The sequence below is a fragment of the Streptomyces sp. NPDC001787 genome (assembly GCF_040297465.1).
In the GTDB taxonomy this organism is placed as follows: domain Bacteria; phylum Actinomycetota; class Actinomycetes; order Streptomycetales; family Streptomycetaceae; genus Streptomyces.
In genome coordinates this window covers 37,416-51,873 of sequence record NZ_JBEOZE010000029.1, presented here as the reverse complement: position 1 = coordinate 51,873, position 14,458 = coordinate 37,416, and the positions used below count along the sequence as shown (strand labels likewise).

Genomic DNA, 14,458 nt, shown 5'->3' with positions numbered 1-14,458 from the left:
GAGGCACGGCAGAACCTCAACATGCGGCGCGAGAAGTGGAGTTGGACGGTCTCAGGCGGGGTGTCGGAGATCGCGAAGCCACTGATCCCGCCGTCGAAGGTGCGGCCTCAGGGCGGCGGGACTCAGGACACACCTGAGGAGACGCGGTTCGCGGCCATCCCCCAAGGGACTGGTCGCGAACCGCGTCCGGCGGGCGCTACCACCCCGCTTCGGCGTCTCCGGTTCCACGCCCCACCGCCGCTTCCTGATGTGGTGCCAGATCAGGTGGTTCCGGGTCGGACGCCTCGTCCGTCACCGGATCACCTGCCGAAGTCATGGATCGCGCCGCTTCGTCGGCGTCCGGCACGGGAGCGAACCTCCCGCGCAGCTCTCAGGTACTAGGAATGGATGTGGCCGTGATGCACTCCGCGCTGGTGATCGGCACAGGACTGATGGGTACGTCGGTGGCGTTGGCGCTGCGGGCGCGTGGCGTGACCGTGTACCTCAGGGACGTCGACTCGGCGGCTGCCCGGACGGCCGCGTCGCTGGGCGCCGGTACGGTGCAGTCGCCCACGGAAGCCGTCGACCTGGCGATCGTCGCGGTGCCCCCGCCGCTGATCGGCAAGGTGCTGGCGGACGCACAGGGCAGGCACCTGGCGCGGCACTACACGGACGTGGCGAGCGTGAAGGCGGAACCGCAGCACGACGTCATCGCCCTCAAATGCGACACCTCGTGCTACATCGGCGGACATCCCATGGCGGGCGCGTCGCGCAGCGGTCCGCTGAGGGCCCGGGGCGACCTCTTCGAGGGCCGCACCTGGGCGCTGACGCCGACGGCGGACACCGACACCGAAACGCTCAACACGGCACTGGAACTGGTGACGCTGTGCGGCGCTGTTCCTGTGCTGATGGAGGCGGCGGCGCACGACCGTGCCGTGGCGCTGGTGTCCCACGCGCCCCATGTGGTGGCGAGCCTGGTCGCGATGCGCCTGGACAGCGCCGAGGAACGTGAGGTGAGCCTGGCGGGCCCGGGGCTGCGGGACCTGACCCGGATCGCGGAGGCCGACCCCCAGCTCTGGCTGGACATCCTGGGCGGCAACGCCGCGGTCGTGGCGGACGTCCTGGACGAACTGGGCGCCGATCTGGGCGAGATGGTTGCCGGGCTGCGCGCCATGGCAGCGACGGACGAAGCCAAGCGCAGCAGTGGCATGAAGACGGTCGGGACCATGCTGCGCAAGGGGAAGTCAGGCCGCGGCCGCATCTCCGGCAAGCACGGGACGCAGCCTGAGCGGTTCGAATCGGTGACCGTGATGATCGGGGACCAGCAGGGCGAACTGGCACGGCTGCTGACGGATGCGGACCGCGCGGACGTCAACATCGAGGACATCCGCATCGAGCATGCCACCGGCCGCCAGGCCGGCCTGGTCCATGTCAGCGTCGCTCCCGGCATGACGGCACCGCTGAGGGAAGCCCTGCGGATCGGCGGCTGGCACGAGCGCTGAGCGCCGGCCTCGGCCCGATGTGTGGCCCGAGTCCCTGGGCGGCGAGGAGTTCGCGCCGCGGGTGTGCGACCGAAGACCATGGACTACGCCTGGGGCGAGGCGTGCGCGATGCCTTGTCGAGCACGTGGAAGTGGAAAGCGGACCGGACATCGGCCCCGTTGTCCGTCGGGATCCCCTCGGCCTGGAACGGCAGGCAACCTTCCCGTCCCTACGACGGCACGGCACCACTCGGATCCAGCCCTTGGCCCAGAAGCCTCATGACGTCCGCCGACGGAGTCGGTGCCGGCGGGCGCACGACGACCGCTGCGGCACCTCGCCGCGTTGTCCGGACGCCCCCATGCATTCAGTATGCGGGCGTCCCTCCGCGTTGCGGTGCACCGCATCTGGCGCCGCGCGCTGATCCGCCAGGGATTGCGGGACAGCCCTTGGAACGGCGGGTTACGAGAGTGGTCTGCGGGTGTATCGGACGACCGCGATCGAGCGACCGCGGCTGGTGCGACTGGACATGTTGTCCGGGCTCGCCCGTCAGGCGGATGATTCTTCTGTGCGGCACGTTCCGCATTCGACGTCGACCTCCTCGACCTGGATCAGGGCGAGTTTGAGGAATTCACGGCTGAGTTCGACGACCAACGTCAAGCCCATAGCTGATTAAGGGAGACATTGATGGCCCAGTCGCGGATCGAGGACATCTGGCCGCTTTCGCCACTGCAGGCTGGGTTGCTCTTCCACGCGGTTTACGACGGCGAAGGGCCCGACGTCTACGTAGGCCATTGGATCCTGGACCTGGACGGGCCGGTGGACGCGGCCAGGCTGCGCGCGGCATGGGAGGCGCTGCTGACCCGGCACGCTCCGCTTCGGGCCTGCTTTCGGCAGCGTAAATCGGGCGAGACGGTGCAGATCGTCCTCAAAGAGGTGGAGCTTCCGTGGCGAGAGGTCGACGTTTCCCACCTCGATGACCCCGACGAGGCCGTGCGCGAGCTGGCCGAGGAGGATCGGACGACGCGATTCGACCTCGCGCAGGCGCCGTTGCTGCGGCTGACCCTGATCCGCCTCGGCGACCGTACGCATCGACTGGTGATGACCTGCCATCACACGATCACGGACGGCTGGTCGTTGCCGGTCATGGTCAACGAGCTGTCGAAGCTGTACCCGGCCGGCGGCGACCCGCTGGCCCTGCCTGCGGTGACGTCATATCGGGACTACCTCGCGTGGCTGAGCAGGCAGGACAAGGAGCGGGCCCTGTCGGCATGGGCGGCGCAGCTGCGTGGTGCCGAGGAGCCGACGCTGGTGGCGCCCGCCGATCCGGGGCGAGCGCCCGGCGTGCCGGACAGCGTCGAGATCGAGCTGCCCGCGACCCTCACGCGCTCGCTGGACGAGCTGGCTCGTGGCCATGGGCTGACGCTGAACACCGTGGTGCAAGGCGCGTGGGCGATGGTGCTGGCGCGACTGGCGGGCCGGACGGACGTGGTGTTCGGGGCGGCGGTATCGGCGCGCCCGCCGGATCTGCCCGGCGTGGAGGAGATGGTGGGGCTATTCCTCAACACCGTTCCGGTGCGCGTGCGGCTCCGCGGCTCGATGCCGGTGATGGAGCTGCTGGCGGAATTGCAGAAACGGCAGTCGGCGCTCATACCTGACCAGTTCGTGGGGTTGGTGGACATACAGCAGGCGGTCGGCCCCGGCGCGGTCTTCGATACCCTGCTCGTCTTCGAGAAGTTCCCCAACAAGCCCGCCGAATCGGACTCCGAGGGAAACTTTGGCATTCGAATAAATCAGGGCCGGGTAGCCGCCCACTACCCGCTGACGCTGGTTTGTGTCCCCGGCGAATCGATGCTCCTCAAACTCGACTATCTGACGGAGCTCTTCGATCGGGCCACAGCATTCTCCATCGTTGAGCGATTGAAGGAGGTTCTGCGTCAGCTGACGGGCGCGGGCGACCTGACGGTGGCCGAGGTCGATGTGACGACCGCGGCCGAGCGTGAGGTGGTCAACGAATGGGGTGCGACAGCCGCCATGATGCCGGGCCGGCCGGCCCCGGATCTGTTCGACCGTCAGGTGGAGCGCCACCGCGACAGGGCGGCGGTCGTCGATGGCGATCGGGCGATGTCGTTCGGGGAACTGGCTGAGCACGCGGAGCGGCTCGCCGGCTATCTGCGCGGCAGGGGAGTTCGGCGCGGGGACCGGGTGGCCGTGGTGATGGGCCGGTCGCCCGAGCTGATCGCGACGTTGCTCGCGGTGTGGAAGGCAGGAGCGGCGTACGTCCCCGTGGATCCCGCCTATCCGGCGGAACGCCTGAAGTTCATGCTCGCGGATGCGGGGCCGTCGGCGGTGCTGTGCGCAGAAGCGTACCGAGATGTCGTACTGGACGGAGGGCTCGATCCGATCGTCCTGGACGATGCCCGGACGCGGAAGGCGGTGGCGGAGTGCCCCCGTCTGTCCGTTGGCGTACACGCTGACGACCTCGCGTACGTGATGTACACATCGGGGTCGACGGGAACACCGAAGGGCGTCGTGGTGACGCACGGCAACGTCGCGGCGCTGGTCGGGGAGCCGGGATGGGCCATCGGCCCCGATGACGCCGTGCTGATGCATGCCTCGCACGCGTTCGACATATCCCTGTTCGAGCTGTGGGTGCCGCTGCTTTCGGGTGCCAGGGTGGTGCTGGCCGGATCGGGTGCGGTGGACGGCGAGGCTCTGGCCGGCTATGTGGCCGACGGTGTCACGGTCGCCCACCTGACCGCGGGGACCTTCCGGGTGGTGGCCGAGGAGTCACCGGAGTCGCTCGCCGGTCTGCGCGAGGTGCTGACCGGTGGGGACGCGGTGCCGCCCGCGGCGGTGGAGCGGGTGCGGCGCAGCAGTCCTGGCGTGCGCGTGCGGCATCTCTACGGCCCGACGGAGGCCACGCTGTGTGCGACGTGGTGGCTGCTCGAACCCGGCGACACGACGGGATCAGTGCTGCCGATCGGACGACCGCTCTCGGGGCGGCGAACATACGTCCTCGATGCGTTCCTGCGCCCTGTGCCTCCGGGCGTGGTGGGCGAGCTGTATGTCGCTGGAGCCGGTGTGGCACAGGGCTACCTCGGTCGTGCGGCACTGACGGCGGAGCGGTTCGTGGCCGATCCGTTCGTTCCCGGTGACGCGGCGGCGCACAGCGCCTCCGCGGGGGGCGGTGGCCGGGCGACGGGCGAGCGCATGTACCGGACCGGCGACCTGGCGTACTGGACGGACCAGGGTGCGCTGGCGTTCGCCGGACGTGCCGATGACCAGGTCAAGATCCGCGGGTATCGAGTGGAGCCCGGCGAGATCGAGGTGGTCCTCGCCGGCCTGCCCGGTGTGGGCCAGGCCGTCGTGTCCGTACGGGACGAGCAGCAGCTGATCGGCTATGCGGTCGCCGAAGCGGGGCACGACGTCGACCCGGTGCGGCTGCGCGAGCAGCTCGCCGAGTCGCTGCCCGAGTTCATGGTTCCGGCCGCGGTGCTGGTGCTGGACCAGCTGCCGTTGACGGTCAACGGAAAGGTGGACCGGCAGGCCCTGCCCGAACCGGACTTCGCCGCGAAGGCGGTCAGCCGCGAGCCGGACACGGAGGCCGAGCGCATCCTGTGCGGAGTGTTCGCCGAAGTCCTTGGCCTGGAACGGGTCGGGGTCGAGGGCAACTTCTTCGAGCTGGGCGGGGACTCGATCTCGTCGATGCAGGTGGCCGCCCGTGCGCGACGCGAGGGGATCTTCCTCACCCCGCGGCAGATATTCGAGCACCGGACCCCAGAGCGACTTGCGGCACTGACACAAGAGGCCCTGACGACACGCATACGGGACCGCTCCGAGGCGGGCACAGGCGTGGGAGAAATCCCCTGGGCGCCGGTGATGCGTGCCCTCGGGGACGCTGCGGTGCGCCCTGACTTCGTGCAGGCGAAAGTCGTCGTCACCCCGGCAGACCTGAGTCCGGATGCCCTGGTGATCGCCCTGCAAGCGGTGCTGGATGTGCACGATCTGCTGCGGGCACGGGTGGAGCCGGACGGACGGCTGTTCGTGGCCGAGCGCGGCGCGGTGGACGCGGCCGGCCTGGTCACGCGGGTGCCGGCCGGGACCGCGGACCTCGATGAGCTCGCCGAGCACGAAGCCAGGACGGCGGCCGGCACGCTGAACCCGTCGGCGGGAATCATGGTGCGGGCCGTGTGGGTCGACGCCGGAAGCGACCGGCCGGGCCGGTTGGCTTTGGTGGTGCACCATCTGTCGGTCGACGCGGTCTCATGGGGAATCCTGGTGCCGGATCTGCGATCGGCGTACGACGCGGTGATCTCCGGCGGGCTCCCTGCCCTTGAGCCCGCGACGACGTCGTATCGGCACTGGGCGCGGCGGCTGACCGAGCAGGCCTTCAGCGAGAGCACGATCGCTGAAGTCGATCACTGGGTCGCCGTACTGGATGGTGCGGACTCGTCCCTCGAAAGGCAGACCGGGCAGTCGCACTCGTGGTCACGGACGCTGTCCGGAACCACGGCGCGCGGTTTGGTCTCCCGGCTTCCGAAGGCTTTCCACTGCGGGATTCACGAAGTCCTGCTGGCGGGCCTCGGGGGTGCGGTGGCGCGCCGGGGCGGTGCCGGCGCCGGGATTCTGGTGGACGTGGAAGGCCATGGTCGCCATGCCGCCGACGGTGAGGATCTGTTGCGCACCGTGGGCTGGTTCACCAGCGTCCACCCGGTCCGCCTCGATGTCTCCGATGTCGACCTTGCCGCCGCCGCAGCGGGGAACGCCGCGGCCGGGCAGCTGCTGAAGGCCGTGAAGGAACAGGCCCGCGCCGTCCCCGGCGATGGCCTCGGCTACGGGCTGTTGCGCTATCTCAACCCCGATACCGGGGCCAGGCTGGCCGAGTTGCCGTCCCCGCAGATCGGATTCAACTACCTCGGCCGGTCCAGCCTCGCCGCCGAGGAGACCGCGTGGCAGGGGAGCGACGAGTCGCTCGGTGGCGGTCCGGAGATGCTTGCGGCCCACCCGATGGAGGTCGCCGCGGACGTTCAGGACACGCCCGCCGGACCCCGGCTGAGGCTGTCCATCGTAGGCAGGGATCTCGACCCCGCCACGGTGGAGCGTCTCGGTGAGGCATGGCTGGAGATGCTGACCGGCTTCGCGGCGCTGGCCGAGGATCCCGACACCGGCGGGCACACCCCGTCCGACTTCGACCTCGTCGAGCTGACACAGCGGGACGTGGCGGATCTGGAGGCCGCGGCGCCAGGGCTGACGGACGTCTGGCCCCTGTCACCGCTGCAGGAAGGCATGCTCTTCGAGCGGGCCATCGACGAGGACGGCGTCGACGTCTACCAGAGTCAGCGGATCCTGGACCTCGACGGACCGGTCGACGCGCAACGGCTGCGTACGGCGTGGCAACGGCTGGTCGCTCGGCACGAGTCGCTCCAGACGAGCTTCCACCAGCTCGGATCCGGCGAAACGGTCCAGGTCGTCGAGGGCGAGGTCGATATCCCATGGCGTGAGGCCGACCTGTCGCACCTCGACGAGGAGGCCGCGACGGCGGAGGTCGAGCGCCTGCTCGCGCGGGACCAGGCGGAGCGGTTCGATGTGACCAGGGCACCGCTGCTCCGGCTGCTGCTGATCCGTCTCGGTCAGAGCCGGCACCGGCTCGTCGTGACGTCGCATCATGTGGTCCTGGACGGCTGGTCCACACCGATCGTCCTGGGTGAGATGTCGACGGGTTACGCGGGTGGACAGGGCTCGTCGAAGCCGCCGTCCTATCGGGACTACCTGGCGTGGCTCCGCCGTCAGGACGAGGAGGCGACACGAGCGGCGTGGCTGTCCGAGCTCGCCGGGTCGGACGAACCGACCCTGATGGACGCCGACGCGGACAAGTCGATGGTCATGCCGGACGGGCACGCCGAATGGCTGCCCGAGGGGGCGACGCAGGCCCTCACCGACTTCGCACGTGGCCATGGACTGACGCTGAGCACGATCGTGCAGGGCGCATGGGCGTTGGTGCTGGCGCGGCTGGCGGGCCGGACGGACGTGGTGTTCGGGACCGTGGTGTCGGGGCGTCCCGCGGATGTGCCGGACGTCGAGCGGATGGTGGGGATGTTCATCAACACCGTCCCCGTGCGTGTGCGCCTCGAAGGCAGCCGGCCGACGCTGGACATGCTTCAGGACCTGCAGAGGCGCCAAGCGGCGTTGACGGAGCATCAGTACCTGGGACTGTCCAAAATCCAGCGGCTGGTGGGGACGGGCGCGATCTTCGACAGCATCGTGATGGTCGTGAACTACCCGGACGACGACGCCGGTCCCGGCGGCGACGGTGGGTTCGCGATCCGCTCGATCCGCACCCGGACCGGTACCGGATATCCGCTGACCATGAGCGTCTCTCCCGGGAACCGCTTGCGGATCGACGTGGCCTACCGGCCCGATCGGATCGACCGCGAAACGGCCGCCGAGGTTGCCAGGCAGGTCGTACGGGTCATTGAACGGATGGTGGCGGAGCCCTCGCTTCCGGTGGGCCGCCTGGCCGTGACGAACGAATCGACGCGTGCGTCGGTGGTGGAGCACGGGAGCTCGGTCGGCGAAGCGGACGGCAGCCGGTCGGTGCTGTCGCTGTTCCGGCGGCAGGCCAACAGGTCCCCGGATGCGGTGGCGGTCATGGACGGGGCACGCACCCTGTCGTACGCCGAACTCGACCGGACATCGGATTGGTTGGCAGGGCACCTCGCCGGGATGGGCGTGCGGCGTGGCGACCGCGTCGGCGTGGTGATGGAACGAGGCGCGGACCTGTTCGTCGCCCTGCTCGCGGTCTGGAAGGCGGGGGCCGCGCAGGTGCCGGTGAATGTGGACTACCCCGCGGAACGGATCGACCGGATGCTGGCCGATGCCGGCGCACGGGTGGCGGTCTGCGTGGGAGCGACCCGCAACGCGGTGCCGGACGGGGTCGAGCCGGTGGTCATGGACGCACCGGCGATCGGGGGAGTGCCGCACGAGGCGCCGGCACTCACGGTCGGGGCGCACGACGTGGCCTATGTGATGTACACGTCGGGATCGACCGGGGTCCCGAAGGGCGTCGTGGTGCCGCACGGAAGCGTGGCGGCGCTGGCGAGCGACGCCGGCTGGTCGCAGGGCCCGGACGACTGCGTGCTGCTGCACGCCTCGCATGCGTTCGACGCGTCCTTGGTGGAGATCTGGGTGCCACTGGTCAGCGGGGCCCGCGTGCTGGTCGCGGAACCGGGCGCGGTCGACGCGCAGCAGCTGCGCGAGGCGATCGAGCGTGGCGTCACCACCGCCCATCTGACGGCCGGGAGCTTCCGGGTGGTGGCCGAGGAATCGCCGGAGTCCTTCCGCGGGCTGCGCGAGATCCTGACCGGCGGTGACGCGGTACCACTCGCGTCCGTCGCGCGGGTGCGCCGGGCGTGCCCGGAGGTTCGAGTCCGGCAGCTCTACGGCCCCACCGAGATCACCCTCTGCGCCACGTGGCACCTCCTCGAACCGGGGGACGAGACGGGCGGCACCTTGCCGATCGGCCGACCGTTGGCCGGGCGGCAGGCTTACGTGCTCGACGCGTTCCTCCAGCCGGTGGCGCCCAACGTGACCGGCGAGCTCTACCTCGCGGGCGCCGGCCTCGCGCACGGCTATCTGGGCGCGAGCCGGCCGACCTCGGAGCGGTTCGTCGCCGATCCGTTCGCTCCCGCCTCCGTACGTGGTGGTCGGGCGACGGGCGGGCGGATGTACCGCACCGGCGACCTGGCGCGCTGGACGGACCACGGTGAGCTGCTGTTCGTCGGCAGGGCCGACTCCCAGGTGAAGATCCGGGGCTACCGTGTGGAGCCCGGGGAGATCGAGGCGGTCCTGGCCGAGGTTCCGCAGGTCGCGCAGGCGATCGTGGTGGTGCGGGAGGACCAGCCCGGCGAGAAGCGGCTGATCGCGTATGTGACCACGGAAGGGGATACGGGACCGGATTCCGACGCGATCCGCGAGCAGCTCGCGGCGCGGCTGCCGGAGTTCATGGTGCCCGCGGTGGTGGTGGTGCTGGACGGCTTCCCGCTGACGCTCAACGGAAAGATCGACCGTGCGGCCCTGCCAGCTCCGGAGTTCACCGCGAGGGCGGCAGGCCGCGAGCCGCGTACCGAGGCCGAGCGTGTGTTGTGCGACCTGTTCGCCGAGATACTCGGGCTGGACCGGGTCGGCGCCGACGACGGCTTCTTCGAGCTGGGCGGCGACTCGATCCTGTCGATGCGATTGGCCGCCCGCGCGCGTCGTGAGGATCTCGTCTTCGGGGCGAAGCAGGTCTTCGAGCAGAAGACGCCCGCGAGGATCGCGGCGGTCGCCGAGCGTGGCGGACCGGCGCGGGCCGACGTCGCCGACGGCATCGGCGAGGTTCCGTGGACGCCAGTGGTGCGGGCACTGCTCGAACGCGATCCCCGCGCGATGACCCGACGCGCACTGGCGCAGTGGGTGACCGTGGGCGCGCCCGACGACCTGTCCGTGGACGTGCTGGCGGCCGGACTGGCCGCGGTGATCGACACCCATGACATGCTGCGCAGCCGGATCGTCGAGACCGACGGAGAGCAGCCCCGACTGGTCGTGGCCGACCGGGCAGCGGTGACCGCGGCGACGCTGGTCGAGCGGGTCGAGGCCGGTGCCGGTGACGTGGACAAGATCGCGGAGCGCTGCGCCGAGGAGACGGCCGCCCGGCTGGATCCCGCCGCCGGCGTGATGATCAGGGCGGTGTGGGTGGACGCCGGACCCGGCCGCCCCGGACGGCTCGTGGTGGTGGCGCACCACCTCCTGGCCGACGTCGTGTCGTGGCGAGTCCTGCTGCCGGACCTGCAGGAGGCGTGTGCGGCCGTGGCCGCGGGCCGGGAACCGGCGCTCGATCCGGTCGACGTCTCGTACCGGCGTTGGGCGCGAACACTGGCCGACCAGGCGGCGATCCGGACCGCGGAGCTGGGGACGTGGACGGCGATCCTCGACGGAGCGCAGTCGTGGCCGGGCGAGTTCGACCCCACGCGCGACACGATGTCGACCGCGGGACGCAGGTCTTGGAGGTTGCCGCGGGACAAGGCCGGCGTGCTCGTGGCGAAGGCAACCTCGGCCTTCCACTGTGGTGTTCACGAGGTGTTGCTGGCCACCCTGGCGGGCGCGGTGGCCCGATGGCGCGGCGACACGGCCGTCGTGGTGGACGTCGAGGGTCACGGCCGCCAGCCCATCGGTGACCTGGACCTGTCCCGGACGGTCGGCTGGTTCACCGACATACATCCGCTCCGGCTGGATGTGGCCGGGATCGACACGGCCGAAGCCGTCTCGGGTGGCGACGCGGCAGGTCGGCTGCTGAAGAGCGTCAAGGAGAACGTGCGAGCCGTGCCCGACGGCGGGCTCGGCTACGGGATGCTGCGTTACCTCAACGCCGAGACCGGGCCGGCCCTGGCGGCACTGCCGAAGCCGGAGATCGGGTTCAACTACCTCGGCCGCTTTTCGTCCCGGCCCGACGGTGCCGCGGAGCCCTGGCAGATGGTGGGGACCATCGGCGGTACGACGGACCAGGACACGGCCCTGCGGCACGTCCTGGAGATCGACGCGGTCGTGCTGGACGCCGACGACGGACCCGAGCTCGAACTGACCGTGACCTGGGCCGGGCGCATTCTCGGCGAAGCCGAGGCGGAGTCGCTCGGGCAGGGCTGGATGGACATGCTGTCCGGCCTCGCCGCCCACGTCGACGCCGGCGGCGTCGGGGGGCACACGCCGTCCGACTTCCCGCTCACCGCGCTGACGCAGCGGGATGTGGCGGAGGTCGAGGCCGCCGTACCGGGCTTGGTCGACATCTGGCCGCTGTCTCCGCTCCAGGAGGGCCTGCTGTTCCACGCCGCCGACGAGCGCGGCCCGGACGTCTACGCGAGTATGCGTACCCTCGTCATCGAGGGACCGCTGGACGTCGCCAACTTCCGCAGGTCGTGGCAGGTGCTGCTGGACCGGCATCCCGCCCTGCGGGCGAGTTTTCATCAGCTCGGGTCCAGTGCGACGGTGCAGGCGGTCGCCGGCGAGGTGACGCTGCCCTGGCAGGAGACCGATCTGTCCCATCTGCCCGAGGACGAGGCGCTGGCGGAGGTCGACCGTCTCGCGGCGGAGCTGCATGCCGAGCGGTTCGACCTGACCCGGGCGCCGCAGCTGCGTCTGCACCTGCTGCGTCTCGGTGACCGCCGGCACCGGCTCGTCTTCACGTCGCATCACATTGCGGCGGACGGATGGTCCCTGCCGCTCATCACCGGTGAGGTACTGGCGGCGTACTACGCCGGCGGTGAGGGCCGGGCGTTGCCGACCCCGACGTCGTACCGCGACTATCTCGCCTGGACCCTTCACCAGGACAAGGCAGCTGCCCGGGAGGCGTGGCGGGCCGAACTCGCGGGGCTCGACGAGGCGACCCACGTCGTGCCACCGGAGACGATCATCGCGCCCGTCGAGCCCGACCGGGTCGGGTTCGCACTCGACGACGATCTGAGCCGGCGCCTGGTGAAGTTCACCCGCCAACACGGTGTGACGGCGAACACACTCTTCCAAGGGGTCTGGGCACTGCTGCTGGCCCGGCTGACCAGTCGTCAGGACGTGGTCTTCGGCGCCGCGGTGGCCGGTCGTCCGCCCGAGATCCCCGGTATCGAGTCCGCGGTCGGCCTGTTCATGAACATGCTGCCCGTCCGGGCCCACCTGGCCGGCGCCGAACCGTTCGTCGACATGCTGGCGGACCTGCAGGAACGGCAGGTCGCGTTGATACCGCATCAGCACGTCGGGCTGACCGAGATCAAACAGCATGCCGGGCCCGGCGCGGCATTCGACACGATCGTGGTGTTCGAGAACTACCCGCCCCCGCCGCCCGTGTCCGACGAACCCGACGCACTCGTCATGCGTCCCGCGGGAATTCCGAACGACACCGGGCACTACCCACTGTCCATGCGCGCATCCGTAGCGGGTCCCGTCCACGGCGAAGTCATCTTCCGGCCGGACGCGTTCGAGCGGACCCAGGTCGAGGAGCTTCTCGCGTCGCTCCTCCGGGCTCTTGAGCAGGTCGTGGCCGATCCCCGGACGCCGGTGGGACGGGTCGGCCTGATCGGACCTGAGCAACGCCGCCTGGTGGCGGACGAGTGGAACAGGACCGACGAGCCGGTTGCGGCGGAGACACTGCCGGTGCTGTTCCGCAGGCAGGTCGAGCAGACGCCGGACGCGCCGGCGGTGCAGGACGCGGCGCGGAGCCTGTCGTACAGCGAGTTGCTCGGCGAGGTGGAAGCGCTGGCGCGACTGCTCGTGGGCTCGGGCGTGCGGCGTGAGGCCCGGGTGGGAGTACTGGTCGAGCGCTCGGCCGAGCTGGCGGTGACCCTGATGGGGGTGTTGTTCGCCGGCGGGGCGTTCGTACCGGTCGATCCGGACTATCCCCGTGAGCGCATCGAGTTCATCCTGGCGAACTCGGCGCCAGAGGTGCTGGTGTGCACGAGGAAGACTCGCGCGGTCGTGCCTGCGGAGTTCGCGGGCAGGGTGCTGGTGCTGGATGAGCTGCCCGCCGCCGATCCGGGTGTGGAGTTGTCGCCGGTGGCACCCGACGACGCGGCGTACGTGATCTACACCTCGGGGTCGACAGGGGTGCCCAAGGGCGTCCTGGTGGCCCACTCCGGACTCGTCAATCTGGGGTACGCGCACATCGAGCGGATGGCCGTGACGTCCTCCTCGCGTGTCCTGCAGTTGTCCGCGATCGGATTCGACGCCATCGTCTCCGAGCTCTACATGGTCTTGCTGGCCGGTGCGACGTTGGTCTTGCCGGACGCGGAGAGCATGCCGCCCCGGGTGACACTGGGCGACGCGATCCGCAGGGCGGGTATCACCCACCTGACCGTGTCGCCGAGCGTGCTGGCGAGCGAGGACGACCTGCCGGACACCCTGCAGACAGTGCTGACGGGCGGCGAGGCACTGCCGGCCGCACTGGTGGACCGCTGGTCGCCGGGCCGTCGGGTGATCCAGGCCTACGGGCCGACCGAGACGACCATCTGCTCGACGATGAGTGCCCCGTTGGCTCCAGGACACGATGTGGTCCCGCTCGGCGGCCCGATCCACAACGTGCGGCACTACGTGCTCGACGCCTTCCTCCAGCCGGTACCGCCGGGAGTGGTCGGCGAGCTCTACATCACGGGCGTCGGACTGGCTCGTGGATACCTCGGACGCCCTGGCCTGACGGCGGAGCGGTTCGTCGCGAGTCCGTTCGCCCCCGGTGAGCGGATGTACCGCTCCGGCGACATGTTCCGCTGGAACCGGGAGGGCCAGCTGCTCTTTGCCGGCCGGGTCGACGCGCAGGTCAAGGTGCGCGGATACCGGGTCGAGCCGGCTGAGATCGAGGCCGTGCTCGCGGAGCATCCGGGGGTCGGCCAGGTGGCGGTCGCGGTCCGCAGGGACGGCCCCGGCGACAAGCAGCTGATGGCGTATGTCGTGCCGTCGGCCGACGCTTCCGGCGAGAACGGCACGCTGACCACCGAGCTGCGCGAGCTGGCGGCCGAACGCCTGCCGGAGTACATGATGCCCGCGGCATTCGTGGCGCTGGAGAACATGCCACTCACCCCGAACGGCAAGCTCGATCACCGGGCGCTGCTGACCCTCGACTTCACCGGGATGTCTTCCGGGCGGGAGCCGCGCACGGCGATGGAGGCGAGGGTGTGCGAACTGTTCGCGGAGGTACTCGGCCTGGACCGGGTGGGTGCCGACGACAGCTTCTTCGAACTCGGCGGCGATTCGATCATGTCGATGCAGCTCTCGGCCCGAGCCCGCCGGAAGGGGCTGCAACTGGCCGCGTGGCAGGTGTTCGAGGAAAGGACGCCGGAACGGCTGGCGGTGCTTGTCGCGGAACTCCCCGCCGACGGCCATGCCACCGAGGTGCCGGAGTCCTCGGCGGGCACGCTCGTCGATCTCTCATCCGACCAGATGGACCAACTCGAGGCCGGACTGGCCGATGAACAAGCGCTGTAAGGAGC

Annotated in this window: 2 protein-coding genes and 1 pseudogene; all 3 read left to right on the top strand. The window is 70.3% G+C overall.

Annotated features, from left to right (window positions below; translation table 11 throughout):
• Positions 1-21: 21 nt before the first annotated feature.
• A pseudogene (locus tag ABT170_RS31200) lies at positions 22-301 on the top strand (IS5/IS1182 family transposase); the annotation flags it as partial.
• Between the two features lie 82 nt (positions 302-383).
• Positions 384-1,481 (top strand): prephenate dehydrogenase, encoded by a 1,098-nt coding sequence (locus ABT170_RS31195; protein ID WP_329944526.1) that lies wholly within the window; start codon positions 384-386, stop codon positions 1,479-1,481.
• A gap of 663 nt (positions 1,482-2,144) precedes the next feature.
• Positions 2,145-14,453: a non-ribosomal peptide synthetase gene (locus ABT170_RS31190; protein WP_351872920.1), complete on the top strand. Its 12,309-nt coding sequence runs from the start codon at positions 2,145-2,147 to the stop codon at positions 14,451-14,453.
• The last annotated feature ends 5 nt before the right edge of the window (positions 14,454-14,458 follow it).